Raw genomic sequence first — 26530 nt, forward strand, 5'->3', positions numbered from 1 at the left:
AGTCTTAAAAGGTCTTCTGTGATGAAGGCCTTTTTTTGTTGGTAATCTAGATACTGCACGGCCCGATCAAGGACAAGAATGGCAAGTTCCAGAGTGACAATACCAGTATTGGTACTTGTCATTTCAAAATTGAAACCAAGAATTTTTAAACTAATAGTATTATGAAAATGTCACTAAGTAATAGGGAAAATATTTCTCCTAAGTAGAGAAAACCATTCTTTTTAACAATTTCTGTAGAGAAGGAGGCACAAAAAATGCGTAAAAATGTATCATTAGCGCGGTTAATAGAGTCGAATAAAGAAAATCTCAACAATAATCAGCCGTTCATAGATCTTATAGAAGAAAAAGTCCATAGAAAGCAAGTTGAAATGCAGGAAAGGCATTTAACAAAACAGGCAGGTGAGGAAAATGTTATTAAGAAAGGCTTGGTTATTACAACAAACGATTACCTTTCATAGAAAAAAGAAGGATGAAATAGCCCAACGAAAGGAATTATCCAGCTTTGAAGGAGTCCGTATCAGTAATCAACTGAATTATGCGATTGTGGAAATGCAAAGGTTAATGCGCGAGGTATGAGGAAAGAGGGGATAAAAAAGGTTAGCTTAAATTTGTATATTATTAAGTGAAGAGTTTTAACTAAAACTACCTATTCAGATTATTAAAATGAAAAAAGAGGTGATGATACTTAGTAAGTATTGGTCTTATAAAATGCTTTTAACTGGTGTGTTTATCATTGCTACGATTATCTTTTATAAATTTGGGTTTACTAGTGAAGGTTTAGTTTATTTTGTATGTCTTGCAATAACTTTTAAGTGTGTTGAGTATTTTTAATCGTAAAATCAATTATAAAAAAAGACTTAATACTTTAACGAATAAAAAATAATAACATTTCATTTCCAGTTATGAATAACAAACCACATTTGGATTATCCAGCTTGGAAGGAGTCCGTATCAATAAACAACTTAATTATGCGATTATGGGATGCAAAGGTTAATGCGCTAGTGAGGATGAGAAGGGGTATAAGCCATAACACCAGTTGGCGGCTATTTGACATTATCATACACAAAAAGCGTGTTTGATCTTTTTTATCAAAACACGCTTTTTGCTCTTTATCGTTTACTGCCATCACATTTAGTTAAGAACTCGGACTGCCTTCACAAAGCTAGGTCCCCAGTAAGAATTGTTAATGTTAGCGTAGGATACTCCTTTAGATGTAGAAGCATTCAGCATTTGACCGTTACCGGCATAAATTCCTACATGGTTGATTACTCCATCATTATTGGTATCAAAAAATACTAAATCCCCTTTTTGAAGGGCTTTTGAAGATACAGCTGTACCAACGTGTGATTGTGCCACTGAATTTCTAGGCAAGGAAATACCTGCACTTTTGAATGCCCTTAATGTGAACGAAGAGCAATCAAATATGTCAGTCCGCGAAGTGCTCGCACCGTAAACATACTTGGCTCCCATGTATTTAGCACCAGCTGCCAGAACTTGATCCGCTTTGGTCGATTTGGACGGTTTATTAATTGAAGAAGCCGAGGCTTTCCCTGAAACACGGATGGTTTGGCCTATACGAATACGATCTGAATTAGAAATATTAGGGTTTATTTTAAGTAAGGCACTAAGGGAAAGGTTATATCTTTTAGCGATGGTTGATAAGGAATCCCCTAATTTAACCACATAAACGTCTGTTGTATTTTTATTATTATCCGGAGTGCTGGTAAGGGTATTAACCTTCAGGACCTGACCGGGAAAAATAAGGCTACCAGTCAAATGGTTTTTAGACTTTAATTGTTGGACAGTCATATTGTTGACTCTTGCAATTTTGTCCAGGGTGTCTCCGGATTTGACTGTATATGTAGCATTTGTTTTGGCCGTAGAGCTGGATGCAGGAGCTTGTCCGGAAACACGGATGGATTGGCCAATATAAATGCGATCCGAATTAGAAATATTAGTGTTTAATTTAAGCAGGGCACTAAGTGAAAGGTTGTATCTTTTAGCAATTTTAGATAAAGTATCCCCCAGTTTAACTACATATTTTTCGGTTTTATCTATATTCTTAGTGTTAAGAGTATTAAATTTCAAGATTTGGCCGGGAAAAATAAGGTTACTAGTCAAATGGTTTTGAGATTTTAATTGTTGGACAGTTGTATTATTAGCTTTAGAGATTTTATCAAGGGTGTCCCCTGATTTAACTTGATAAGAACCAGCATAGGCAGAAGTGCCGGCGATAAGGGTACCTATAATGGTTCCTGCAAGAATGAAAGAGTTTTTCGAATTGTTCATTTAGGAAAGTTCCTCCTGATGTGGTAAAAAAATATGTAGCATTTATATTATAAAGGTAAGGCATATAAAAAACATGACCCATTTAAATAAAATTCAACTTTTTCGTCATTTCTCAGGTTATTTTGCAGATCTGTCACATTGAGTGGAATCAAGTGGATGGGCAGGATCCTTAATATCGCATAAAGAGATAACTAGGCTAAAAGAGATTTCATAAATGGAAGCTTTGAGGTAATTAAAAAGAAAGGTAAGAATAATATAATATCTTTACCTTTCCATGATTAATTTTTTAATATTGTCTATAAACATAGGGATCGTCAGGTTCTGCGATCTTACTATGTGATGATACTTTGAGCAGGGGAATGGTTTTCTTGAATGGCTGATAATAAATGGATTCCAATTCTCCTGTCACGGAATACCACTCATCATTTTTTGGATGCATACCTTCGGGAAATTCGATCAGCATACCGAATACCCCAGAGTCTGCGACACAGTGAATGACTCCAAAACGAAACAGGAATACCTGGTTTTTGGCTAGCTCATCCGAATTGTACGAAAACCCGGTTAACGTAATTTGTTTGCCCGTGAATTTTCCAGGAGAGTAATAGATGGCCTCTAAGTCATTTAGATAGTTTTCATCGGTTAAATGAAGACTATCATGGTCAACTAAGTCTTTGAGCGAGTGATCCATTAAAGTTAAATAGTCATCCTTGCCATAATAAAGACTCGTATCCGGCTGCAGAAATTGATGCTGGCTATATTCATCTGAGTCATCATATACCGGGAAATGAAATCCTTTTTTTTCTACGATATTCGAGTCCATAGTGGCAACAGGCAAAAAGAGACCGGTTAAAATGGGAATGACGTAAAGGAAGTAAGTAAGGTTCTTTTTCCATTTCTTGTTTTCCTGGGAGTGATCATGTCCGCACTGACAATCAACACATTCTTCTTGATTATCTTCTTTAAAATATAAGTAGGATCCCATTAACGTGAAAATAGCCAATATATAGATGGCAATTTGTGAAATATAAGAATATTCCATATTGATGTATTTCGATATATTCCCTGAGGCGTGTAAATGCACGAATAAAAAAGTAAGTCCAAGTAATATGAATAATCTTCCCATATAAAACACCCTCTTTAAGAAATAAACAATAAAGTTAGGCCTAAGACGGAAATAAATATATAGGCCATCAAACATAAAACGAATTTTGTTTTGAAGGTACCTAAAAGCATGATTGTATTTTTAATATCAAACATGGCCCCAAATACAAGAAAAGCAACTAGTGAAGAGGGCGAGAAGGTACTTCTAAAAGAACTTGCAACAAAGGCGTCCGCTTGGGAACACAAGGACATGACATAGGACAAAGCCATCATGACTGCATTCCCGGATAGTTTTCCTTGCCCTATTTCAAGCAATAGGGATGTTTTCAAAAAGGTTTGAATGGCAGCTGCCAGCAGTGCACCAATGATTAAGTATTTACCAACAGAAAAGAACTCTTCAATCGAGTGTTTAAACATACCCGTTATTTTTCCTTTAAATGTAAGTTTATGGTGGTGGATATGTTCGATATGTTCGTGTTTAAGCTGATTTGTCTTGAATTGAAAAGACAAGATGCATGCAATGATAAGAACGACCGCGAATGCAATTCCGCCACGATAGAAAACCATGCTCCAGCTATTTCCAAACGCGATATAAGTTGAAAACAGGACGATCGGATTGAGAATAGGTGCCGAAAGCATAAAGGCGATGGCCGCTGAAAGAGGAACCCCTTTAGCAATCAAACGGCGGGTAATCGGGACGATTCCGCACTCGCAAGCAAGAAAAAAGACCCCTGCACCTATTGCCGATAGAACAGATAAAATCGGATTTTTCGGTATAATCTTTGCAATCATCTCTTCTGACACAAACATTTGGATGATTCCAGATATAAGGACTCCCAGTAAAATGAAGGGAAGGGACTCAATTAGGATACTAATAAAAATCGTATTCATTTGTAAAAGTGCCTGAACGTTCATCATAAACCACCTTCCATATTGCTGACTTAACTATAGTAGGTTTGTAATGGAAGGAAGTCAATTTAATATTACTGGGGTAATAGGCTGGAAGTTAAATAGGGAGGGGGATTAAGAAAATTGAATAAAGTAAACTCCCCTCAAAGTTGTGTAACATCCAAAGGATTTACACTATTCAACATAGAGGGGATAAAATCATGGTTTATTTTTCGGTACAGCTTTATTAATTAGGTTTTTACGCGATACAAACTGATTGTCGGTAACCCAAAAACGCCAAGGGTAATCTTTTGCTACCCCGGAGTTGTCGATTCCGACGCGGGGGCCGCTGGATATGTGTTCAGGCTGTTTTCCGACAGCTAGATATAGCGGGGGATCCGTAAAAGATCGACCATAATCATCCATGGTGATGCCCAGTGCCTTTGTTAGCTTCCCTGGTCCATCGGTCCATTTACGAATATCGGCAATTCCTCGTCTTTCATGCATTAACTCGAGCCCCGAATAGGGTTCAACCGCACGGATTAAAATGGCTTCCGGATTTTCAGGCCCTCCGCTTACGACATTGACCAGTGTATGTGTGTGCATGACGTATGTATAGATCAAACCTGAATTTCCGAACATCACTTCCGTCCGTTTTGTCCTTCTATTTCCAAAGCTATGTGCGGCCCTGTCTCCAGGTCCAATATAGGCCTCTGTTTCAACAATGAATCCAGAAGCGGTTCCATCCGCTGTTTCTTTTATAATCAGGCAGCCAAGAAGGGATTTTGCCAGTTCAAGGGTAGGCTGCTGATAAAAATCCGCAGGTAAAATTGAATCGTATATCTTGTTCATGATATCACTCCATTTAGTCTCATACAGGTAAAATTCCCTTATCAATGAAAAAGAAACATGAAGGGAAAAAAAGACCGGCTGATTATATCAGCCGACCTTTTTTTAGCCTAATTCCTTCTCCGTTTCTTGATCTTTTTTGATTCGGCCCGAACCCACGGAAAGTGCCACTAATATCCCTGCGGAAACAAAAAAGATACCGGTGATGAAAACACTGGAGAATGCATCGATCCAAGCATTTTCAATCGTTTTTACAAGGACAGTGCTGACTTCTGCGGGCATTTTAAGGTTTTCAGGATAAAGCATGATGTTGAATAACGCATCCGTTTTATCTGCTAATGCTTTCAGTGCCTCATGCAATATAGGGTCCTTTTGACTTACGACCGCATCATCCATATTTTGCTGGAGATTGTGATTCATGACAGCATTCAAAATCGTGATGCCCATCGTTCCTCCTATTGATCGGAAGAATGTCGAAGCCGCTGTAACCGACCCGAGCTGCGATTTTGGAAATTCGTTTTGAACGGCAATCATCAATGTCGGCATGACAAGACCCATGCCTATCCCAAGGATGGCCATGAATGAGTACGCAGTGAATATAGTCGTACTGCCGTCCATCATGCTCATTAGGAAAAAGCCAAGCGTCGCAAAGACCATTCCAAAGGTAAGCACGGTACGAAAACGGAATTTCAAAAGTAACCGCCCGCCAATGATGCTGGAAAGAATCATACCGATCATCATCGGAGTCATGGTCGACCCTGCTTTTGTTGGTGAAACTCCCAATACGCCTTGCATGAACAGCGGGACAAACATGATTGCCCCGAACATGCCAAGGCCAAGCAAGAATCCCAAAATATTCGTGGTGGTAAAAACTCTATTTTTAAAAAGGGATAAATCAAGGATCGGTTCGACCGCTCTTCTTTCAAAAAAGATGAATAGTGCAATGAAGACAATGGTGCTGCCGAAAATCAAGAAAGATTCTAATGATAACCATTCGAATTTATCACCACCGAAGGTCAAGCCAAGCAGTAACAGGACAATACCAGGAATCAAGGTGAAAATCCCTAGATAATCGATATTCACTTTCTCTGTTTTCCTTATCGCTTCATGTTTCAATCCTACATAAATCAAAATGGCAGATAGTAAGCCCGTCGGTACATTGATCAAAAAGATCCAATGCCAGCTGATATGGTCAACGATCAGGCCGCCCAGAAAAGGGCCGATGACAGAACTTAAACCAAAAAGGGCTCCGAATACACCCTGCCATTTGGCTCTTTGTTCCGCAGAGAATATATCACCGATTATCGTTTGGGATAAAGGCATGATCATCCCGCCGCCGATTCCCTGCAGGCCCCTGTAGATGATCAATTGCTCCATCGAAGTGGCTGTGGCACATAAAAACGAACCGATCGTAAATATGATCGTGCCAAGCAGATAAAGGGAACGTCTGCCATATAAATCAGATAGCTTTCCAACAATGGGTACAACAGTCGTTGAGGCTATTAAATAGGCAGTCGTTACCCATGCAAAGATGGTAAATCCATTCAATTCCCCGATAATTGTCGGCATGGCCGTACCGACGATCGTCTGTTCCAATGAACTGAAAAACATTCCAATGATCAATCCTGTTAAGACAAGCTTGGTATTGACCGCTTTTTTTTCCATTTGCATAGCATTTCTCCATTCCTATAACTGTATTCCTTATTCGTTTTTTGACTAATAGGTCAAAATTATAAATCTCTAATGACCATTTAGTCAACATTTTTTTTGCTAAAAAATTCAATTGCATGACTATATTGCGTAAAGGTGGATTTAAGGATACATCCATATCACTAAAGTAATTCGACCAGAAACCACCAAATCCTTCCTTATTAATGTCTCCAACGTGTTTCCATTTATCATATCCGATATAATAAGAAGGAATATAGATGAACTTATGATTGGAAGTGTAAGATATGAATAAAAAAATAGGATTTATTGGATGCGGCAAAATGGGTGAGGCGATGCTTGAGGGCATGCTGCTTGCAGAGGTCATTTCACCTGAAGGGATCATGGTCAGTACTGCGAGTGTGGAGACCAAAACTAAAATCACCACGAAATATAAGGTTAAAGGTACTTTGGATAATAAAGAGGTTGCCGGTTTTGCTGATTTTCTCTTTCTAGGAATCCAACCTGCCATGCATAAGCAAGTGCTAGAAGAAGTGAAGAATCATGTTAAAGAAGACGCTGTGATCATTACTATGGCAGCAGGCATCACTGTATCACTAGTTGAGAACAGCATCGGAAAAAAAGTGAAGGTTGTCCGGACGATGCCAAACACTCCTTCGCTTGTCGGTGAAGGCATGACTGCCATGAGCATTAATGATCAAATTACCGATGCTGATATAGAGGATGTGACTGCACTGCTGAATAGTTTCGGTAAAACGGAAATCCTGCATGAAGATTTGATGGACGCAGTACCTGCCATCAGCGGTTCGTCGCCTGCTTATGTATATATGTTCATCGAGGCGCTGGCTGATGGAGGGGTCCGTGACGGCATTCCACGAAAACAAGCATACCGAATGGCAGCACAAGCTGTAATGGGAGCTGCTAAAATGGTACTGGAAACGGAAAGACATCCTGCTGCTTTAAAGGATGATGTCTGCACGCCGGGCGGTTCAACGATAGCTGCGGTAGCGTCTCTAGAAGAAAATCAGCTAAGATCCAGCATTCTGCAAGCAATGAAGGCCTGCACGGATAAAACGAAAGGTTTAAGTAAATGAAGAAAGATGGATTGCCTTTTTGAGGGCAATCTTGTCCGTTTTCCATTTTCAGAATGTTTTGTGAAAAGAAGAGGAGGATGCATAATGAATGGTTATATAGAAGAATTAAGGAAGATTCTGACGGAAGAACAAGTAACGGTGAATGAAACATTATTGGAGCAGCACAGCCATGATGAATCATATCATACTCCGCACCTTCCGGATATGGTCATATATCCAAGGGATACTGCGGAAGTAAGTTCAGTCATGCGTTATGCGAATGAGCATGAAATACCGGTCATTCCTTTTGGATTAGGATCAAGTTTGGAGGGGCATGTCGTTCCAGTCAAAGGGGGAATTTCCCTGGATCTGTCCTTGATGAATCGAGTATTGGAAGTCAGGGAAAATGACTTCCTTGTGAAGGTGCAACCAGGTGTGACTAGGACGCAGCTCAATAAAGAATTAAAAAAATACGGTTTGTTCTTTTCCGTCGACCCTGGTGCCGATGCTACATTGGGAGGGATGGCAGCTACGAATGCAAGTGGGACGACCTCGGTCAAATATGGGATAATGCGCGATCAAGTAAGGGATTTGGAAATAGTTTTAGCAAACGGTGAAGTGATTCACTCCGGAAGCTTAGCGACAAAATCATCTTCAGGCATCCATTTGAATGGCTTGTTTGTTGGCTCTGAAGGTACTCTAGGTGTATTTACTGAACTGACATTAAAGGTGTATGGCATTCCTGAAGTCACAATGGCAGGGAGAGCATCATTTCCAACCGTCGAACAGGCAGTATCTGCGGTTAATGGGATCATGCTTGCTGGTATTCCGATTGCACGAATTGAATTGGTTGATGCCGAGTCCATAAAAAAAGTTAATCAATTCATGGACAAATCCTATGAAGTCAAACCAACTTTATTCCTCGAGTTTCATGGGAACTTTGCCGGACTGGAACAGGACGTCAAATTTGCCAAGGAAATCGTAAGTGATTTTGGCTGTGGGGATATCCAGTTTGAAACCGATTCAAAAGCACGGAATGCCTTATGGGAAGCGCGCCATAATCTCGCGTACGCATTCATTCACAGCGCACCGGGGAAGAAGCTGATGGTGACCGACGTTAGTGTGCCCCTTCATGAATTATCGAATGCCATACTGGATACAAGGAAGAAAGTCGAACAATCCAAAGTGGAGGGGGCGATTGTAGGTCATGTAGGTGACGGGAATTATCACGTATTGTTCATGATCGATCTGAAAAATCCTGAAGAAGTTAAAGAAGCGAAGAGGTTAAATGAAGAAATCGTCGAATATGCATTAACCAGAGGCGGTACATGTACGGGTGAACATGGAGTGGGCCTTGGAAAATCGAAGTATCAGCGAAGGGAGCATGGAGGAGCTTACGAAGTGATGAAAACGATCAAACAGGCATTGGATCCGAAAGGAATAATGAATCCCGGGAAGATCTTCATAGATTAAGAGGAATATTCTATTTTGATAGATCAGTAATAACATTAACTGGGAAAAGGGCAGAGTAGTGGCCTTTCCGGAAAAATAGTCCGTCATAGCAGATAATTCAATCTAACTCTGGATAATTCGACCGATCTCGAGCAGAAAATCGGACCTAACCCCAAATAATTCGACCTAAAGGCCGGATTCGTATGAAGACATACAGCTTCATCGAGATTCTCGTCCAAAAAAAATAAGACTCCAGACATGATTCTGGAGTCTTATTTTTTATTAAGCGTTAATGTTATTTGGGTTTAAGGCGTTTTCAACACTTACGTAGTTGTAGCCAAGGTCTGTGGCAACTGCTTCGAATGTGATTTCACCGTTCGCCACATTGACGCCTTTTGCAAGGGCATCATTTTCAAGGATTGCTTTGATGGCACCTTTGTTTGCAATTTGAAGTGCAAATGGTACAGTTACGTTAGTTAAAGCAACTGTAGAAGTTTGAGGCACTGCTCCTGGCATATTCGCCACTGCATAATGCACTACTCCATGTTTAACATAAGTAGGGTTATCATGTGTTGTTATGTGGTCGACCGTTTCAAAGATACCGCCTTGGTCGATTGCAACATCGACAATGACTGAACCTGGAGACATCGATTTAACCATTTCTTCAGTAACGAGCTTAGGAGCTTTAGCACCTGGAATCAATACAGCACCGATAACCAAATCGGCATCTTTGACTGCTTCTGCAATATTATAAGGGTTGGAGATGAGTGTAGTCAGTTCATTTCCGAAAATATCATCAAGTTGACGAAGGCGGTCCGGGCTTAAGTCAAGAATGGTAACATCTGCGCCTAATCCAATAGCGATTTTAGCAGCATTCGTTCCAACCATGCCTCCGCCGATAACAGCGACTTTACCGCGTTTAACTCCAGGAACTCCGCTTAAGAGTATTCCTTTACCGCCGTTATTTTTTTCAAGGAACTGAGCACCGATTTGTGCAGCCATGCGTCCTGCAACTTCACTCATTGGTGTCAATAAAGGAAGTGTGCGGTTTACTGCAACCGTTTCATAAGCAATGGCCAAGACACCGCTTTCTTTTAGGGCCTGAGCTAGTGCCGGTTCTGCCGCAAGATGTAAATATGTGAAAAGGATTAAATCTTTTCGGAAATATTTATATTCAGATGAGATAGGTTCTTTTACTTTCATGATCATTTCTGTGCTTGCCCAAACGCTAGCAGCGTCCTCGACTATAACAGCTCCAGCTTCTTGATATGCTTCATTTGTAAAACTGCTTCCTAGACCTGCGTTCATTTCGATTAATACTTCATGTCCTGCATTGACTAATGCTACGACCCCAGCTGGAGTGATAGCTACACGATTTTCATTGTTCTTAATCTCTTTTGGAATTCCTATTCTCATCTTAATCCCTCCAATAATATGTTTTACTATTTGTATCACAAGTATAGTTGGAAAAAGAAACAGTTAGTATGTGGAAATCAGAAAAATGAAAAAGGTGTATTTGTGGAATTCCACAAACGCAGTTTCAAAAAACATGGACTTGCCAGGATCAAAACCTATTTAAAGCTGAATTCAATTCTTTACAATTGGTTCTTGAATGCGCTCTAGAATCCTTCTTTTCTTATAAAGCATGATTCCCGTATCGGCTATGTCGGCAATCATGGAACGATTTGTAAGGGCGCCGAATATTATTCCGGCAACAGGAACCATTTGCAAAAGCTTTTTCCAGCCAAACTGATCACGGTATGTATAAACTACTTCTCGCCATCCTTGCAGTTCTGAGGCTATTTCCCTTTTTGATTGGGAATCAGTCTGGGTCATTTTCGACAATTCATTTAATATAGCCTTTTTGCCGACTACATCCGATGTTGTGAATTGCAGGCATTTGACGATGAATATACGTTCTTGGCGGTCCCTAGGATTGAAGCCATATGTGATGGCGATATCCTGAAGGGTTTTGATCGACATGCCGAGAAGAAGGGGGATGTCAATTGCCAAGGTGAAGATTCCGCCAATCCCGGTAGTGGCACCTTGAACCGTTGCCAATTTGCTCCCTGAATTTTTAATATCCTGACTCACGCTATCCATGATATGGAGGGGGATGCTTGAAACATCTTCCAGGGCAGTAATATTCAACTCGGGATTCTTGGCTTGCAGCTGATTTAGAATATGAGCTTCTTTCGTTAAATATTTTCCGCCATTCTGAATGTAGCTGCCGATTTCATCAAGCATGACACCCAATTTTTTCTGAATGAAATCCGGTGTCAACTTATCCAATAGCTTGAAAGGGATCCGCCCAATACGTTCCCAAAACCATAGTCCTTTCTGATCCTTCTCCCATTTATCTATGATTGCTAATTCTTTTTCAAGTTCTTCTTTTGTTTCAAGTTTCATAAGATCAACCTTTCCACACCTCTAGTATTCCATATCAGGGAATATATCATTAATTTTTCTTGAAGAATTCATTATATTGATTAAGTTTAATGTTAAGAAAGAGGGACATTTTTTGAATCGGGTCTTTTAACCGGATATTTCCCACTTCCGAGATCCTTTTTAATCGGTAATTCAATGTATTCACATGGATATGAAGGTTTCTTGAAGCTTCGTTTGGGTTGCAGTCTTTCTCTAGATAGACAGTTAGTGTTTGCAGCAATTCCGTCTGGTTTTTCATGTCGTATGCTTTTAGTTTAAGGATGGAAGGGTGAACACGACGCTGTTTGTTGCTTGCGAGTGATTCAATCATTTGAAACATGCCAAGTTCTTCATAATGTAAAATGAGTTTCATGTCATCAGGGAATATATTCTTCATTTTTAGGGTGTATTGAGCTTCTTCGTAACTTGATTTTACGTCCATTAAGTTTTTATACATATTGCCAGCCGTTCCAAGGATATGCTCAACACCGAAACGCCGTTTCATCTCCAGAATGAAAAAAGGAATGAACTCATAAATGGATGAAGTGAAAGAAGGGCTGTTTTCCTGGTTGGCTCCCGCGAAAAGAATGAGTTTGTTATGGTCAATGGCAAATAATGAACTGTTTATCTTTTGAGTGGTCGTTAACATGTATGAAATATAGCGCTCCACTTCGCGATTGATTTCTTTAGGGAATTCAAATACCAATATGGAAAAAACAACTGGAACATGGATGGAGAATTTCTGATAATTTTCAATTATTTCCGATTCTTCTTGATAATGCCCGGTCAACATGCGCCAAAGAAACTCTTGATGACCGGCTTCTTTCCTTTTCTTTTTCAATTGCAATTGCTGTAACTGGTTCTTCGCTTCCTTGGCAGCGAATTGCAGAAATTTCATATCTTCTTCGGAGAAAGGTTCATTTACTTCCAAAGCCCAAATGAAACCAAGTACTTCATTATTTTTCCGGATGGAAACCGCAACCCTGTTACCGAGCCCGACATCATTGATGGCCCCGATTTTAATGGGGGCATCTTCTTTCAATAACGCGGGTATGAAGCCATCTTTCCATAAACTGTTGATGACCTTCTCAGGGACACGTCTTCCGATTATGGTCATGATACGAGCCTGATCCGTAGTATCATCGTGTGTGCTATAAGCAAGTAAGCGATGGTTACCGTCCTCGATTGTAATGGGGCAACCTAAAACAGAACTGATTCTATCGGCAAACTCCATCATATCTCCATAAAGGTCTTTAAAAATATCTCTATTTTTTTCGAATTCCTTCATTATTATTTTGCCCCTCGCTAAAAAAATTCCTTCTCCTTGAATTTTAAACGATTTTCTATTAATAAGCATAGATAAATCCTTTGTTAATACAAAAAATCCCTACCTATGGTTACCGGTAGGGATTTTATTTTAGAATAGGAAGTTAATTAAAAGATAAAACAAACCAGCTAATGTTGCCGAGATGGGAATGGTAATGAACCAAGTGATGATCATTCTCTTTGCCGTTCCCCATTTTACGCCCTTGACACGATGCGCAGATCCAACACCAAGGATTGAAGACGAAATAACATGGGTTGTACTGACGGGCATGTGTATTACAGTCGCGCCAAAAATAATGAAAGCGCCGGTTAAATCCGCTGCAACACCATTGACCGGACGGATTTTCATGATTTTGCCGCCAACGGTTTTAATGATTTTCCATCCGCCGACGGAAGTTCCAAGTCCCATTGCCAGTGCACATGAGAATTGAACCCAGAAGGGGATATCGGTACTTGATGCATAACCATTTGCAATAAGGGCCATCGTGATGATACCCATCGCTTTTTGAGCGTCGTTCGTTCCGTGTGTATACGATTGAAGTGCCGCAGTAGCAATCTGTATAGTCCGGAATTTTTGGTTTGTTTTTGTCAGGTTATTGTTTTTAAAGACTACTTTAAAAATGCTGTATACGATAAACCCGATTGCAAAAGCAATTAGCGGGGAGAAGATCAAAGCTTGAAGAATTTTCATGAACCCTTCCCATTTAATGCCGGCGAAGCCTGCTGCAGCAATGGCTGCACCTGCAATCGAACCAATCAATGCATGGGAGGAACTGCTTGGTATTCCGTAATACCAGGTAAGAAGATTCCATATGATAGCGGCAAGCAGAGCAGCCAGAATTACATATGAACCATTCGGAAGCGTGAACGGATCCACGATATCCTTCGTTATGGTCTTCGCCACTCCAGTAAATGTCATAGCTCCGACGAAATTCATGATTGCTGCCATGATGATGGCATGCCTAGGCTTCATGGCCTTTGTTGAAACAGCAGTAGCTATTGCATTGGCTGTATCATGAAAACCATTGATGAAGTCAAATGCTAAAGCAAAGAAAACGATTAATATTGTTAAAATTAATAAAGTATCCATTTATTGGGGTACTCCTTAGGCGTTTTTCATTATGATTGTTTCAAGTGTATTGGCCACCGCTTGACAGTGATCGGCGATCTCTTCAAGGCTTTCGTAAATTTCTTTATATTGAATGATCCTGATTGGATCTTTTTCAACTGTAAACAAGTTTTTGATTGATTGACGTTGGATTCCGTCACAAACTGATTCAAGATCTTTAATTTTGATTGCATTTTCACGAATCATTGGTAATTTTTTAGTGGATAGTGTATCGACAGCATTTTCAATCTCATACGTACACTGTTTGATTGCATCCACAAATTTAAGCATATACTCATCTGCATTGACAATTGAGTACATTTCGAATAATGCCGCACAGTGTTCCAAACCGTCTATGACATCATCCATTCTCATGGTTAATTCAAGGATATCCTCCCGTTCGATAGGAGTGATGAAAGCATTGTTCAGCTCTTTGATCACATTATGAACCATTGAATCGCCTTTATGCTCATAGTCTTTCATCGTATCTGAAAATACTTTTAGATCGGAGATATTTTTGAGTTTATAATCCGCGAAATAGTCAGCACCTTCTTTAAGGTTTTGAGCGATGTTAAAAAGCATTACAGCGAATTTGTCTTTTTTTGATTTAAAAGCCATGTTAAAGCCTCCCAATTAGTCATGCAAATTTACGCACTTTAGTCGTACGCTTAGTATTAACAAATTGATTGTAACGAATTCATGTAGTATCCGGGAAGGTTTTTCGACGAAAATTTACAAAATCTTAATAAAACTTTACATAAAAAAACAAGGAAAATTAAAAAAAGGGAAAAACCTGCAATTATAAGGGGGTATTTGTAAAAAAAAAAGCCTTTCCGATATGGAAAGGCAAAAGTTTCTATAAAAATAAAGCAATCAAATAGTAAATGATTCCAGATAAGGAAGCGGAAATTGGTAATGTAATGAACCAAGTGACCAACATGTTTTTAGCGGTTCCCCATTTTACCCCTTTGATGCGGTGTGCAGAACCGACCCCTAGTATTGAAGAAGAAATGACATGAGTCGTGCTGACAGGCATATGCAGGAAGGTTGCACCGAAAATGATCGCTGCACCAGTCATATCTGCAGCAACGCCATTAACCGGACGGATTTTCATGATTTTACCGCCAACGGTTTTGATGATCTTCCAACCTCCGATAGATGTACCAAGCGCCATGGCAATGGCACATGATAATTGTACCCAGAATGGAACTTCAGAGGTAGAGGCATATCCGTTAGCGATCAAAGCCATCGTGATGATACCCATGGATTTTTGAGCATCATTCGTTCCATGTGTATAAGACTGGATGGCCGCCGTGAGAATTTGTATTCTCCTGAATCGCTTATTAGTTTTTCCTAAATTATTATTTTTGAATACTACCTTGAAAATACTGTATACAATGAATCCAAGCGTAAAGGCAAGGATGGGAGATAGAATCAATGCTTGTACAATTTTAGTGAATCCACTCCATTTAATCGCATCGAATCCACTGGCCACGATGGCAGCTCCTGCTATTGAACCAATGATCGCATGGGAGGAACTGCTTGGAATTCCAAAATACCAGGTGATTAAATTCCATATTATGGCCGAAATTAGTGCAGCAAGGATTACATAAGAACCATTGTTCAATGTGAAAGGATCCACGATATCCTTCGTAATGGTATGCGCAACACCAGTAAAGGTAAGTGCTCCTAATAAATTCATGACCGCAGCCATGATGATTGCATGACGTGGTTTAAGCGCCTTGGTTGATACTGCTGTTGCGATGGCGTTAGCCGTATCATGGAAACCATTGATAAAGTCAAAGACCAAAGCAAAAATAATAATTAGCACTGTTAAGATGAGTATGCTATTCATACATGGAGGACTCCCTTGATTTCAAGTGTAAAGTGTATATGGATTTTGGCTAATGAATGGGCGCAAAACAGTTTGCAACTCCTCAATATTTAGGATGGGAGTTTTACGTTTGATTATTCTATAAAAGCTGACACCTTCTTTTTTACTTAGTTTTAAGTCGAACTATTCAATTGTAACGAATTTCATATCTATAAGGATAGATGTTTCGTCATTTTTTTACAAAATATTTATCTTAGTGAATGATTAAAAAGATAAAATGTTTCCTTTTATATATAAATGGGTGCGTTTTCGTTTAAGAACTCTGTAAATCCCGAGGCTTATGGTTAGAAATAGAAGGTGGAGGGATGTATAATTGGTAAATAAAAGTAAGGGGGAATGATGGAATGATTTCAAATATTGGGGAAACGATCACCTTACATAATGGAGTTAAAATGCCACAGTTGGGTTTTGGTGTATTTAAAGTGAAAAATGGCAATGAAACGGTTGAGTCTGTCAAGAAAGCCATCGAAGTTGGATATCGTGCGATCGATACGGCTGCCATTTATGAAAATGAAGAAGGTGTTGGTCAGGCGATTCGTGAATGCGGCGTGCCCCGTGAAGAATTGTTCATAACATCTAAAGTGTGGAATACAGAGCAAGGATACGAAACGACGCTCCAGGCATTTGATGATAGTTTAAATCGCCTTGGCTTGGAATACTTGGATTTATACTTGATCCACTGGCCGGGAAAAGATAAATATCTGGAAACCTGGAGGGCTTTGGAAAAGCTTTATAAGGATGGAAAGGTGAAATCAATCGGTGTAAGTAATTTCCATGTTCATCATTTGGAAAATTTACTTGCAAACAGTGAAGTGAAGCCGGTCGTCAATCAAATTGAATTGCATCCACTTTTGACTCAAGTCGAAATTCGTGATTACTGTGCAAAACATGAAATAAAGGTAGAATCTTGGAGCCCGCTAGGAAGAGGAAACCTATTGGAAGAGCCGACAATTAATCATATAGCGAAGAAGCATGGGAAAAGTTCAGCGCAAGTGTTGATTAGATGGCATCTGCAACATGATCTAGTTGTAATACCTAAATCGATTACGCCGTCCCGCATTGAGGAAAATGCACATGTATTTGACTTTTCATTAAGCTTGAATGAAATGAATCAAATAGATGCCTTGAACAAAAATGAACGGTTCGGCAGCAATCCCGATGAACTTTTGTTCTAAAGCATGCTGAAAATATAGAAGGGTGTCCCGAAATTGGGGCATCCTTTTTCTTTTTCCTTTATGAACATATTTGAGACGGTTACTGCTTATACTAACAATGTGACAAAGTTTAAGCCTATGGTATACCCGTTTAATATGTCTGATAATCCTGTTTTCGTTGCCAAATATTTTTAAAAAAAATTAGGTTTTAGATTATTTAAACGGGGAAAATAATGAGTACAGCGGCAAACAAAAAGAAAAAAATCACTAACATGAGGATTGTCCAATCAGTTACTCAAGGGCTATAGCTAGCTAACTCTACCCAATAACTAAAGCATTCACATTCATTAGATATCGTGCTAATCGGCATCATACCATTTGAATGTAAAAGTTAAAATAACTGAAAAAAGCATGACAAAATGGAAGTGATTTGATTTCTTGGAGTCTGCTGCAGAAATGAAAAAATAACTAATTTGAAGGAGGAAATATATTATGGGATTTTTATGGTCATTAATTATCGGAGGTATCATTGGTTGGTTAGCAGGTATGATCGTTGGACGTGACGTACCATTTGGAATTATCGGTAACATTATCGCTGGTTTTGTTGGTGCATGGTTAGGTTCATTAATTCTTGGGAACTGGGGACCTTCAGTAGCAGATTTCGCTATAATTCCAGCATTGATTGGTGCAATCGTATTTGTCTTCATCTTAAGCCTTATCTTAAAAGGCATGAGAAAAGCTTCATAAATAAAAAAATAAAGCTGGCCCAAGTGGCCAGCTATTTTTTATGCCAAAATGAACGGATTTCGTCCCGACATGCGTATATTTCGGCCGTATAGCGGAAAAATTCGACCCAACATGCAGAAGATCCGTCCGTGAAAGAATATGAGCGACAATTCGGATAATATTAATGAAGAAATAAGAACACCGTCCGAAATGGAACGGTGTTTTTTTGTTTAAATGGTGATATCGAATATATCAGGTTCATCAATGAAAGGAGCTTCAACGATCATTTTTTCTTCTGATATGGGATGGATGAATTCAATTTTCCTTGCATGAAGGGCTTGACGTGGAAATGTCCTTTTTCCGCCATATAAGGTATCTCCGGCCAATGGGTGGTTTAAATGACTGAAATGCACCCTGATTTGATGGGTTCGGCCGCTTTCCAAGGTGCAGCTGACGAGCGTCAAGTTTTTCTTGGGATCTCGGTTGAGCACCCGATAGTGGGTGACTGCTGTCTGGCCTGTAGGGGAAACCCTTCTTCTCGTCGCATGGTGGCGGTCGCGGCCAATTTTTTCTTTGATTTCTCCTTCATTCTTTTTAATGTTTCCTTCGACTAAAGCTAGGTAAGTCCGCTTGATTTCCCTTTCTTCCAACATTCTGTCCAGCATGGACCCAATAAGGCGGTTTTTGGCAAAAAGGACGGCACCGGTAGTATCTTTATCAAGCCTATGAATATGCTTGATCATACAGGTCTGGCCGGTTTTTTGAAGATGGTGCGCGACACCATTGAGGAGGGAGTGTGCTTCACTGGGCTGAGAAGGATGGGTATCCATTCCAGCCGGTTTATTGGCTATCAACAACACATCATCTTCATATAAGATGGAAATTCCTAAGTCTGCCGCTTGTACTGTTTCATTTTCAGCGTGATCCAATAAGGGGATGCTGATCGAATCTCCTTCATTAAGGATAGCTGACCATGCGACGGAATTCCCGTTCACTGTAACTTCTTTACTCATTCTCCATTCATGCACTAATTTTTTTGGGGCCTGCCAACGCTCCCTAAAAAGCTTTTCAATTGTTAATCCATTCCAACTTTGGAGAACATCAATTATTAAATGTTGGTTAGTTATTCTGAAATTTTCCAATAAAAACCCCTACTTTCGACTGCTTTGGTTTTGATTAAATGAAAAAAATATATAATAATTAAGAATTAGTCATGAAAAAGTAACCTTGGACCTATTGATGAAATTCCCGTGGTGGAAATTACCACATATTTTTTACAATATTTATGTTATTCTAGTGAGAAAGAAATCGCTTGTCCTAGAATATACATATAATAGATAGGTCTAACGGATCTGAAAAAAGGTGGTTTTTTTAGTGAAGACGGTCTTTTCTTCAACGGAAGAACAAGAGCAAGAAATAGCGAGTCTCGTTTCTCGTTTCTACGAATCTGTATTTCCCAAATACTTTACGGAAAGTGAAATCCTTCATTTTCGCGAGATTGGCGTTTTAAAGCCCAATCAAAGTTCTGTTACTTACTTGGCAACATTAAGAGACGCATTTCAAGTAATGACATGTCTTCAAGTCCTTATGTCGATATTAGACAAACAAAAGAGAGAAGATTTTATGGAATCTGAATCTGAAGAATTGTTCCAACATAACATCACTCTATTGAATGAATGCGGAATATTCTTCCCCTTTTATTATGACCATTTTTCAAGTATAAACCATGAAGCGAATAATGAGATGCAGATGATGGACATCCAGGTGGCGAATCAATATTTAGTATAAGGCAAAAAAAATGAGCCGGCTATAACGGGAGAAGCATTTCCGTTAGGGCCGGCTCATTTTTTCCATCCTTAATTAATATCGTGGTCCTTGAACCATTTCTCGAACGTTTCCTCATCATTATAGCCAACGATCCGTTCTTGTTCTTTGCCATTATTATAGTGAACGATGGTCGGTGTGCTTTTGATGCCATAATCGCTCCATCCTTGTTCAAACTCCAAAAGATTGTATTGAACTAGATCGATTCCCAGCTTTTCTGCCAAAGGAGCCACGATTGGCGTGGTTTTTTGACAATGCGGGCACTCAGGACTATAGAAGTAAACGGTCACATCTTCATTATCCTGGAGGTCCTGCTCCAATTCTTCCGGCAGGATCAAGTTTTGATAATTGGGGTCATCCAGCTGATCGACAGTAGCGGGTTTAAGCTTATCCTTACCGTATGGATTTCCTTTTGATTTTTCTTCTTTTTTCAAGTTTGTAAAAACGCCCAGCAGGACAAATATCGCGACGATTATCACTAAAAATATAGCCATTTTCTTCATTAAGCTGCAACCTCCTTGGATCTTGTCCATATGATGTAACTGCATATGAAAATAATGATGAATGCAGTCAAGGCTAGGAACGGGATGGTGATGAAACCAAATACGTTTATATATTGACCTGTACATGGAACCCTTCCACATGCAAGGGTGTGGTCAGAAAAGAATGAAACCTTTTGTATCAAGTAATGGTAAGTGGAAATGAATGCACCGATAGCGGATAATATCATCGTATAAAAGCTGATCCAATAATCTTTTCGAATGATTGCAATTCCTAAAATGATCGTAAAGGGATACATGATGATCCGCTGATACCAACAGAGGACACAAGGTTCATATTGCTTGATTTCAGAAAAATATAAGCTTCCAAACATAGCAATGATGGAAGCAGCCCAGGCTACAAATAATAAGTTTTCCACACTGCGTTTTGTATTGTTCATGGTTCCTCTTCCCCATCTCTTTTTACTCTCATGAAAAGTATAGTATGTAAGGACCGCGTATGTAAAATATATATTCTTTTAACGGACATTCAGAATGTTTTTATTTGTAATCCATGGGTAGGTTCAGTTGTTTTAATTTTTGAATAAGGGGTATAATTCTTATGGAAGAGATTAAAGGAGTCTGAGGAAAAATGCCCAATTTGGACCTGCATAAATATGAAAAAATAATGGAAATACGTAATATGAGGCTAGGAGACATAGATGAAATAATTGCTTTGCAGTCGAGTTGCTTTCCTGGAATGGTTCCCTGGAAGCGAGATCAGCTTGAGAGCCATCTGGCGATTTTTCCAGAAGGACAGTTTGTGGCTGAATATGATGGAAAAGTGATTGGCTCATGTTCCAGTCTCATTATTAATTTTGACGAATATGATGACCGCCATACATGGGATGATGTAACCGATAATGGGTACATCACGAATCATAATCCAGACGGTTATAATTTATATGGAATCGAGGTCATGGTCCATCCTGAATTCCGCAGGATGAAAATTGGCCAAAGATTATATGATTCAAGGAAAGAGCTTGTTGCCCATTTGAATTTAAAAAGCATCATTATCGGGGGAAGGATCCCCAATTACCATAAACATGCGGAAGAACTATTACCAAGGGAATATGTGAAAGAAGTGCAATTGCATAAAATATATGATCCGGTTCTTTCATTCCAGCTTTTAAATGGGTTCACGCTTATGAGGATCAATCCGAATTACTTGCCTGATGATCTGCAATCGAATAAGTATGCTACTCTCATGGAGTGGAATAACGTCGATTATCAGCCGAAAACAAAACGTTATTATAAAACATCAGAGCCGGTACGTATCTGCGTCGTGCAATACATGCTGCGTAAAATCGATTCATTCGAAGATTTCGCTAACCAAGTCGAATATTTCACCGATGTTGCTTCGGATGCTAATGCGGATTTCGCCGTGTTCCCGGAATTGTTCACCACCCAGCTGATGTCTTTCTTGAATGAAAGATCACCAAGCTTGGCTGTCCGGAAACTGTCGGATTTCACGGAGCAATACATTGAATTGTTTACCACTTTAGCTGTAAGGTATAACGTCAATATCATCGGCGGTTCCCACTTCGTTAAAGAAGATGATGACAATATCTATAATATCGCTTATTTATTCCGTCGCGATGGGACGATTGAAAAGCAATATAAAATTCATATCACACCGAATGAAAGAAAATGGTGGGGTATTAACGCAGGTGACCGCGTTCGTGTCTTTGATACGGATTGTGGAAAAATTGCGATACAAATTTGTTATGATATTGAGTTTCCGGAACTCGCCCGGATTGCTACCGACATGGGAGCCAAAATCATATTCACTCCATTTTGTACAGAAGACAGGCAAGGCTATCTGCGAGTTCGTTATTGTGCCCAGGCCCGTGCAGTCGAAAACCAAATCTATACTGTCATTTCCGGAACGGTCGGAAATCTTCCGCAAACGGAAAATATGGATATCCAATATGCCCAATCGGGAATCTTCTCTCCATCGGATTTCGAATTTGCGCGTGACGGCATAGTCGGGGAAACCAGCCCGAACCTTGAGATGGTCCTGATTGGCGATGTCGATTTGGAAATCTTAAGGCGGGAGCGTCAGTCTGGTACTGTAAAGCAATTGAAAGATCGCCGCCATGATATTTACCATCTGCATTACAAAGATGGCCAAAAATAAAGAGGTAAACGAGCTCGTGATGTGAAGAATGCTGGATTCGGTTCTTTTCATTACGAGCTTCATTTATTGGAATAAATGTGATAATTTTGTATATGTAAGGTAGATACATAATAATTACAAATATGAGGCGTTTGGGAGGAGATGTTGGAGATGGATTGGAAATCTTTATACACCACTTGGGCAGGGTACCAGAATTTAAATGGGGAATTACGTGTCCTCCTTGAGGAAATGCAGCGGGATGAAGCACAACTCGAAGATGCCTTTTATAAAAATTTAGAGTTTGGAACAGGCGGAATGCGCGGGGAAATCGGAGCGGGAACGAACCGGATGAATGTTTATACGGTAAGGAAGGCAACGGTTGGGTTGGCTCAGTATATCTCTTCGTTTGGGGAAGAAGCGAAAGGAAGAGGGGCTGTGATCGCTTATGATTCAAGACATAAGTCCCCGGAATTTGCACTGGAAGCAGCTAAGACCTTGGCAACATTTGGGGTGAAAGCTTATTTATTCGATGAATTGCGTCCAACTCCAGAATTGTCATTTGCGGTTCGCGAGCTGAATGCTTTTGCTGGCATCGTCATCACGGCAAGCCACAATCCGCCTGAATATAATGGTTACAAGGTTTATGGGTCAGATGGGGCACAATTGCCACCGGATGCGGCGGATCAAGTGATCAGCTACGTGAATGCCATTGAAAACGAGCTTGAAATTCAGGTTGAAGAAGCTGAAGTCCTTAAACTGCAGGGCCTCATCGAAATGGTTGGGGAGGAAGTGGATGCAGCGTATAATCGCGCGTTGCTTACAGTTCCAGAGAACCCGCAGCTTGCCGAGGAAATAGATGTGTCAATCGTCTTTACGCCGCTTCATGGAACGGCAAATAAATCCGTCAGGCGGGCACTGCAAAGCTTAGGTTATCAAAATTTGCATATCGTTAAGGAGCAGGAATTGCCAGATCCGGATTTTTCGACAGTTCAGTCTCCAAACCCGGAGGAACCTGCTGCATTTGAAATGGCCATCGAGCTTGGTAACAAGGTGGAAGCGGATCTATTGATAGCAACGGACCCGGATGCCGACCGGCTTGGAATTGCCGTGAGAGACGAGATGGGCCAATATGTTGTCCTGACTGGTAATCAAACAGGTGCCCTTTTCCTGGATTATTTACTCTCCCAGAAAAAAGAAAAAGGGAAGATTCCTCAAAATGGAGTCATCTTAAAAACGATCGTCACTTCAGAAATCGGGCGTACGATTGCCGAGTCATATGGCTTGAAGACGGTTGATGTACTTACCGGATTTAAGTTCATTGCCGAGAAAATAAATCAGTACCATGAAAGCGGGGAAAGCAGCTTTTTGTTCGGATATGAAGAAAGCTACGGTTATCTGATTAAAGACTTTGCACGTGATAAGGATGCCATTCAAGCTGCGGTGCTTGCTGTCGAGGTCTGTGCCCATTATAAAAAGCAGGGATTGACCTTATATGAAGGGTTGCTGAATGTGTTTGAAAAGTACGGCTTTTACTTGGAAGGTTTGCGTTCATTGACTTTGAAGGGCATTGAGGGAGCGAAACAGATTCAAGGAATATTGAATCAATTCCGTCAAAATCCTCCTTCCCGAATAGCTGGCATTCCGGTAGTCGTTGAAGAAGATTACCAAAGCAGCAAGAAGCGTACATTACTTTCAAATGATGAAGAATTGATCGAGCTTCCGAAATCAAATGTATTGAAGTATTTCCTTGAGGATGGTACATGGGTTTGCCTGCGTCCTTCAGGCACTGAACCGAAAATTAAATTCTATTTCGGTGTCCAAGGTAAATCAATGCAAGAAGCTGAGTCCAAGTTATCGGGAGTCATGGAAGATTTCATGAGCAAGATTGAAGCATTGGTTTAAATTTATGAAAGCTAAACGAAAGACTTCTTCAGGTCTTTCGTTTTTTTTTGATTTTTAGTTGCATGAAAAATCAAAATTCTAGGAAATTCCGTTGCGGTTTTGGTATACTGTATTGGCGACTGATCTCGGAAAACATCAGGGAATAATGGAGGTTTAATTCATGAAATTAGTAATCATTAATGGTTCACCACGTAAACAAGGGCGTACGGGGATTGCCTCACGCTACATATCCAAGAAATACGGAGCGGAACTTATTGATTTAAGCAATAGCGAAATCCCTTTATATTCAGGTGAAGGTGAACAATATCAACTGGAAGTTATTCAAGGACTTCGGAAAAGCATCGAGGAAGCAGATGGCGTAATTCTGACAACTCCGGAGTATCATGGTTCCATGAGCGGAGCCTTGAAAAATGCCTTGGATTTTCTAAGCAGCGAACAATTCACGCATAAACCAGTCGCTCTATTGGCTGTTTCCGGCGGAGGAAAAGGCGGGATCAATGCCTTGAATTCCATGAGGACAGTGGGTCGAAGCCTTTATGCAAATGTGATCGCCAAACAATTGGTTCTGGATCCGCATTGCTTCGATTACGAAAATGATGGTTTATTTGAAGAATCTGCAGTACTTGTAGAAGGTATGATTGAAGAGCTTAAAATGTATGCAACGGCATATGCTACAATCAAAAAATGATGAAATGAGGGTCAGGTATTTACATACCTGACCCTTCCTTGTTTTTATAGGGTTTCACCAGCCAAAGTTATATCCCCGAAAATCGATCCTCTTGTATAATTTTTCCCGTTTTGCAAAAACTATAGTTGATTTTAGCTTGGAAGTTCACTTAAATAATCACTTGTTTTTTCTGCTGCATGATCCAGATAACGAAGCAGTGCATACAGCTGGGATTGAACGATTTGATAATCATGCTCAAACCTGTAAGCGTGCAGAAAATGTTCTATTTTTTTTGAAAGAAAGTGATCTTTCGTTCGAACCATCAATACTAACAAGCTGTCCCAATCAGAACGGTGCGTGTGAAACAATGCCTGATCATAATCAGCAATCCTCATGTTCTTCTCCCCCTTATTAAGGAGCTATTTGTATTTTGTTCAGATATGACAGAACATTTCCTTACAATAAGTGGCGATGTATTTGGAACGCGGTTGTTGCTTTTTACCTGAATAAAAATAAAAGGTGAGTACATGAGAAAAATAATGGTAATTGGAATACTGGTGCTTCTTTTTTTTCCTGAACCATCGCTGGCGGCAAAAGTGTATTCCCCTGAACAGATGGAAATGGATCTGCAAGGAATCCAAAAGCAGTATGAATTGGACGTTCAAATTATCGGACAAACTGAAAAGGGAAAAAATATAAAGGCAGTTAGGTTAGGAAAAGGAAAAAGATCGATTTTGCTGGTGGGATCACATCATGGTCGGGAATGGCTCAGCTCCAAACTTTTAATGCGCATGCTTGAAGAATATGCAGCCGCATATCGAGCGGGCAAACCTGTTGGGGAATATTTGACGGAATCATTGGATGAGGTGAGCATCTGGTTCATCCCGATGCTGAATCCAGATGGCGTCAGCATCCAGCAAGGAGATTTATCCAACTTAAATGTTCTTGAGAAGGCTGCGGTATGGAAAATGAATCGATATAGCAGGAATTGGTCCCGGTGGAAAGCCAACGCTAATGGCATTGATTTAAATAGGCAGTATCCGGCTGGATGGAAAGAAGTCATGAGTCATGAAACAAAACCGACGTATCAATTTTATAAGGGCCGACAACCACTTGAAGCAGCTGAAGCTATAGCGCTTACGGATTTCACGAAAAAGATCGATCCCCTTATTGCCGTTTCCTATCATACCTCAGGAAGGGAAATCTTTTGGCATTACAATAATAAACGGAAAAATATGGCAAGGGATTATGGCATTGCGAAAAAGGCTGCCGAATTGACTGGATATGAACTGACCTTTCCGGACAAAGAAGCGGTAGGAAGCGGATATACGGATTGGTTCATAACTGAATTCCGCCGCCCGGGAATGACGATTGAACTTAGTTATTTAGTGGATGAAACCAATCCGCCATTGACTGTGTTTCCTGAGGAGTGGGAGAGGAATCGATTAGTTGGAATCATGCTTGTAAAAGAAGCAAAGCAGCTGCATAACAACTGAACAATTTTACATAATAATACTAACCGGA

General features: G+C 40.0%; 25 protein-coding genes. 10 read left to right on the forward strand and 15 right to left on the reverse strand.

What is annotated here, in order from left to right; genetic code table 11:
• Window positions 1-254: 254 nt before the first annotated feature.
• Window positions 255-458 carry a hypothetical protein gene (locus ACIROD_RS11510; RefSeq protein ID WP_101224336.1) on the forward strand — a complete coding sequence of 68 codons (204 nt, stop codon included), beginning with the start codon at window positions 255-257 and terminating at the stop codon, window positions 456-458.
• A 673-nt stretch (window positions 459-1131) separates the two neighbouring features.
• On the opposite strand, the gene ACIROD_RS11515 is transcribed toward ACIROD_RS11510, so the two are convergent.
• From ACIROD_RS11515 to ACIROD_RS11535, 5 genes are all read right to left on the reverse strand, one after another.
• A complete protein-coding gene (locus ACIROD_RS11515) occupies window positions 1132-2289 on the reverse strand; it encodes a C40 family peptidase (protein WP_402940880.1) in 1158 nt (385 codons plus the stop codon).
• Between the two features lie 286 nt (window positions 2290-2575).
• Window positions 2576-3412, reverse strand: coding sequence for a TIGR03943 family putative permease subunit (locus ACIROD_RS11520; RefSeq protein ID WP_402940883.1), 837 nt, complete (start codon window positions 3410-3412; stop codon window positions 2576-2578).
• A 14-nt stretch (window positions 3413-3426) separates the two neighbouring features.
• Window positions 3427-4305, reverse strand: coding sequence for a permease (locus ACIROD_RS11525; RefSeq protein WP_241591564.1), 879 nt, complete (start codon window positions 4303-4305; stop codon window positions 3427-3429).
• 192 nt (window positions 4306-4497) lie between these two features.
• Window positions 4498-5130, reverse strand: coding sequence for a DNA-3-methyladenine glycosylase (locus tag ACIROD_RS11530; RefSeq protein WP_101224332.1), 633 nt, complete (start codon window positions 5128-5130; stop codon window positions 4498-4500).
• Between the two features lie 102 nt (window positions 5131-5232).
• Window positions 5233-6798 carry an MDR family MFS transporter gene (locus tag ACIROD_RS11535; protein WP_402940887.1) on the reverse strand — a complete coding sequence of 522 codons (1566 nt, stop codon included), beginning with the start codon at window positions 6796-6798 and terminating at the stop codon, window positions 5233-5235.
• 284 nt (window positions 6799-7082) lie between these two features.
• On the opposite strand from ACIROD_RS11535, the gene proC reads away from it, so the two are divergent.
• Both proC and ACIROD_RS11545 read left to right on the forward strand, forming a co-directional pair.
• Window positions 7083-7889, forward strand: a complete 807-nt coding sequence (gene proC / locus ACIROD_RS11540) for a pyrroline-5-carboxylate reductase (RefSeq protein ID WP_402940890.1) — start codon at window positions 7083-7085, stop codon at window positions 7887-7889.
• Window positions 7890-7973: 84 nt separating this feature from the next.
• Window positions 7974-9341: an FAD-binding oxidoreductase gene (locus ACIROD_RS11545; RefSeq protein ID WP_402940893.1), complete on the forward strand. Its 1368-nt coding sequence runs from the start codon at window positions 7974-7976 to the stop codon at window positions 9339-9341.
• 261 nt (window positions 9342-9602) lie between these two features.
• Here ACIROD_RS11545 and ald read toward each other — a convergent pair whose 3' ends face one another.
• The 6 genes from ald to ACIROD_RS11575 form a co-directional block, all read right to left on the reverse strand.
• Window positions 9603-10736, reverse strand: coding sequence for an alanine dehydrogenase (gene ald, locus ACIROD_RS11550; protein ID WP_053533925.1), 1134 nt, complete (start codon window positions 10734-10736; stop codon window positions 9603-9605).
• Between the two features lie 171 nt (window positions 10737-10907).
• The gene (locus ACIROD_RS11555) at window positions 10908-11729 is read right to left on the reverse strand and encodes an EcsC family protein (protein WP_402940896.1); all 822 of its coding nucleotides are present in this window, start codon (window positions 11727-11729) and stop codon (window positions 10908-10910) included.
• A 49-nt stretch (window positions 11730-11778) separates the two neighbouring features.
• Complete coding sequence (locus ACIROD_RS11560) at window positions 11779-13035, reverse strand: PucR family transcriptional regulator (protein ID WP_402940899.1); 1257 nt, start codon at window positions 13033-13035, stop codon at window positions 11779-11781.
• Window positions 13036-13164: 129 nt separating this feature from the next.
• Window positions 13165-14163, reverse strand: coding sequence for an inorganic phosphate transporter (locus ACIROD_RS11565; RefSeq protein ID WP_101224327.1), 999 nt, complete (start codon window positions 14161-14163; stop codon window positions 13165-13167).
• A 15-nt stretch (window positions 14164-14178) separates the two neighbouring features.
• Complete coding sequence (locus ACIROD_RS11570) at window positions 14179-14799, reverse strand: DUF47 domain-containing protein (RefSeq protein WP_063235631.1); 621 nt, start codon at window positions 14797-14799, stop codon at window positions 14179-14181.
• Between the two features lie 238 nt (window positions 14800-15037).
• Window positions 15038-16036, reverse strand: a complete 999-nt coding sequence (locus ACIROD_RS11575) for an inorganic phosphate transporter (RefSeq protein ID WP_101224326.1) — start codon at window positions 16034-16036, stop codon at window positions 15038-15040.
• Window positions 16037-16419: 383 nt separating this feature from the next.
• Between ACIROD_RS11575 and ACIROD_RS11580 the strand changes: the two genes are divergently transcribed.
• Both ACIROD_RS11580 and ACIROD_RS11585 read left to right on the forward strand, forming a co-directional pair.
• Window positions 16420-17250: an aldo/keto reductase gene (locus tag ACIROD_RS11580; RefSeq protein WP_230177197.1), complete on the forward strand. Its 831-nt coding sequence runs from the start codon at window positions 16420-16422 to the stop codon at window positions 17248-17250.
• A gap of 471 nt (window positions 17251-17721) precedes the next feature.
• Complete coding sequence (locus ACIROD_RS11585) at window positions 17722-17976, forward strand: GlsB/YeaQ/YmgE family stress response membrane protein (protein ID WP_170946860.1); 255 nt, start codon at window positions 17722-17724, stop codon at window positions 17974-17976.
• A gap of 209 nt (window positions 17977-18185) precedes the next feature.
• Here the strand turns inward: ACIROD_RS11585 and ACIROD_RS11590 are convergent, their stop codons facing one another.
• A complete protein-coding gene (locus tag ACIROD_RS11590) occupies window positions 18186-19097 on the reverse strand; it encodes an RluA family pseudouridine synthase (protein WP_402940904.1) in 912 nt (303 codons plus the stop codon).
• 232 nt (window positions 19098-19329) lie between these two features.
• Here ACIROD_RS11590 and ACIROD_RS11595 point away from each other — a divergent pair, with 232 nt between their 5' ends.
• Complete coding sequence (locus tag ACIROD_RS11595) at window positions 19330-19743, forward strand: DUF5365 family protein (protein WP_048689759.1); 414 nt, start codon at window positions 19330-19332, stop codon at window positions 19741-19743.
• A 68-nt stretch (window positions 19744-19811) separates the two neighbouring features.
• Here the strand turns inward: ACIROD_RS11595 and ACIROD_RS11600 are convergent, their stop codons facing one another.
• Together ACIROD_RS11600 and ACIROD_RS11605 are read right to left on the reverse strand one after the other, a co-directional pair.
• Window positions 19812-20282, reverse strand: a complete 471-nt coding sequence (locus ACIROD_RS11600; protein WP_048689755.1) for a thioredoxin family protein — start codon at window positions 20280-20282, stop codon at window positions 19812-19814.
• The gene (locus ACIROD_RS11605) at window positions 20282-20719 is read right to left on the reverse strand and encodes a disulfide oxidoreductase (protein ID WP_101224324.1); all 438 of its coding nucleotides are present in this window, start codon (window positions 20717-20719) and stop codon (window positions 20282-20284) included. Before ACIROD_RS11605 ends, ACIROD_RS11600 begins: the two co-directional genes overlap by 1 nt.
• A gap of 191 nt (window positions 20720-20910) precedes the next feature.
• Between ACIROD_RS11605 and ACIROD_RS11610 the strand changes: the two genes are divergently transcribed.
• From ACIROD_RS11610 to ACIROD_RS11620, 3 genes are all read left to right on the forward strand, one after another.
• Window positions 20911-22458: a carbon-nitrogen hydrolase family protein gene (locus tag ACIROD_RS11610; protein ID WP_137018058.1), complete on the forward strand. Its 1548-nt coding sequence runs from the start codon at window positions 20911-20913 to the stop codon at window positions 22456-22458.
• A gap of 150 nt (window positions 22459-22608) precedes the next feature.
• Entirely contained in the window at window positions 22609-24339 is a 1731-nt protein-coding gene (locus ACIROD_RS11615) for a phospho-sugar mutase (protein ID WP_402940911.1), read from the forward strand.
• A gap of 160 nt (window positions 24340-24499) precedes the next feature.
• Window positions 24500-25027, forward strand: coding sequence for an NADPH-dependent FMN reductase (locus ACIROD_RS11620; RefSeq protein WP_101224321.1), 528 nt, complete (start codon window positions 24500-24502; stop codon window positions 25025-25027).
• Between the two features lie 131 nt (window positions 25028-25158).
• Here the strand turns inward: ACIROD_RS11620 and ACIROD_RS11625 are convergent, their stop codons facing one another.
• Entirely contained in the window at window positions 25159-25401 is a 243-nt protein-coding gene (locus tag ACIROD_RS11625) for a YhdB family protein (RefSeq protein ID WP_048689737.1), read from the reverse strand.
• Between the two features lie 132 nt (window positions 25402-25533).
• Here ACIROD_RS11625 and ACIROD_RS11630 point away from each other — a divergent pair, with 132 nt between their 5' ends.
• The gene (locus ACIROD_RS11630) at window positions 25534-26502 is read left to right on the forward strand and encodes a M14 family zinc carboxypeptidase (RefSeq protein ID WP_402940915.1); all 969 of its coding nucleotides are present in this window, start codon (window positions 25534-25536) and stop codon (window positions 26500-26502) included.
• Window positions 26503-26530: the final 28 nt, after the last annotated feature.

The organism is Peribacillus sp. NPDC101481, assembly GCF_044767165.1.
Classification (GTDB): domain Bacteria; phylum Bacillota; class Bacilli; order Bacillales; family DSM-1321; genus Peribacillus.

What these genes read in the sequence shown, in the direction of transcription:
- ACIROD_RS11510 (WP_101224336.1), top strand. Translation starts at nt 255, where the DNA reads ATGCGTAAAAATGTATCATTAGCGCGGTTAATAGAGTCGAATAAAGAA.
- ACIROD_RS11515 (WP_402940880.1), bottom strand. Translation starts at nt 2,289, where the DNA reads ATGAACAATTCGAAAAACTCTTTCATTCTTGCAGGAACCATTATAGGT.
- ACIROD_RS11520 (WP_402940883.1), bottom strand. Translation starts at nt 3,412, where the DNA reads ATGGGAAGATTATTCATATTACTTGGACTTACTTTTTTATTCGTGCAT.
- ACIROD_RS11525 (WP_241591564.1), bottom strand. Translation starts at nt 4,305, where the DNA reads ATGAACGTTCAGGCACTTTTACAAATGAATACGATTTTTATTAGTATC.
- ACIROD_RS11530 (WP_101224332.1), bottom strand. Translation starts at nt 5,130, where the DNA reads ATGAACAAGATATACGATTCAATTTTACCTGCGGATTTTTATCAGCAG.
- ACIROD_RS11535 (WP_402940887.1), bottom strand. Translation starts at nt 6,798, where the DNA reads ATGCAAATGGAAAAAAAAGCGGTCAATACCAAGCTTGTCTTAACAGGA.
- proC (WP_402940890.1), top strand. Translation starts at nt 7,083, where the DNA reads ATGAATAAAAAAATAGGATTTATTGGATGCGGCAAAATGGGTGAGGCG.
- ACIROD_RS11545 (WP_402940893.1), top strand. Translation starts at nt 7,974, where the DNA reads ATGAATGGTTATATAGAAGAATTAAGGAAGATTCTGACGGAAGAACAA.
- ald (WP_053533925.1), bottom strand. Translation starts at nt 10,736, where the DNA reads ATGAGAATAGGAATTCCAAAAGAGATTAAGAACAATGAAAATCGTGTA.
- ACIROD_RS11555 (WP_402940896.1), bottom strand. Translation starts at nt 11,729, where the DNA reads ATGAAACTTGAAACAAAAGAAGAACTTGAAAAAGAATTAGCAATCATA.
- ACIROD_RS11560 (WP_402940899.1), bottom strand. Translation starts at nt 13,035, where the DNA reads ATGAAGGAATTCGAAAAAAATAGAGATATTTTTAAAGACCTTTATGGA.
- ACIROD_RS11565 (WP_101224327.1), bottom strand. Translation starts at nt 14,163, where the DNA reads ATGGATACTTTATTAATTTTAACAATATTAATCGTTTTCTTTGCTTTA.
- ACIROD_RS11570 (WP_063235631.1), bottom strand. Translation starts at nt 14,799, where the DNA reads ATGGCTTTTAAATCAAAAAAAGACAAATTCGCTGTAATGCTTTTTAAC.
- ACIROD_RS11575 (WP_101224326.1), bottom strand. Translation starts at nt 16,036, where the DNA reads ATGAATAGCATACTCATCTTAACAGTGCTAATTATTATTTTTGCTTTG.
- ACIROD_RS11580 (WP_230177197.1), top strand. Translation starts at nt 16,420, where the DNA reads ATGATTTCAAATATTGGGGAAACGATCACCTTACATAATGGAGTTAAA.
- ACIROD_RS11585 (WP_170946860.1), top strand. Translation starts at nt 17,722, where the DNA reads ATGGGATTTTTATGGTCATTAATTATCGGAGGTATCATTGGTTGGTTA.
- ACIROD_RS11600 (WP_048689755.1), bottom strand. Translation starts at nt 20,282, where the DNA reads ATGAAGAAAATGGCTATATTTTTAGTGATAATCGTCGCGATATTTGTC.
- ACIROD_RS11605 (WP_101224324.1), bottom strand. Translation starts at nt 20,719, where the DNA reads ATGAACAATACAAAACGCAGTGTGGAAAACTTATTATTTGTAGCCTGG.
- ACIROD_RS11610 (WP_137018058.1), top strand. Translation starts at nt 20,911, where the DNA reads ATGCCCAATTTGGACCTGCATAAATATGAAAAAATAATGGAAATACGT.
- ACIROD_RS11615 (WP_402940911.1), top strand. Translation starts at nt 22,609, where the DNA reads ATGGATTGGAAATCTTTATACACCACTTGGGCAGGGTACCAGAATTTA.
- ACIROD_RS11620 (WP_101224321.1), top strand. Translation starts at nt 24,500, where the DNA reads ATGAAATTAGTAATCATTAATGGTTCACCACGTAAACAAGGGCGTACG.
- ACIROD_RS11625 (WP_048689737.1), bottom strand. Translation starts at nt 25,401, where the DNA reads ATGAGGATTGCTGATTATGATCAGGCATTGTTTCACACGCACCGTTCT.
- ACIROD_RS11630 (WP_402940915.1), top strand. Translation starts at nt 25,534, where the DNA reads ATGAGAAAAATAATGGTAATTGGAATACTGGTGCTTCTTTTTTTTCCT.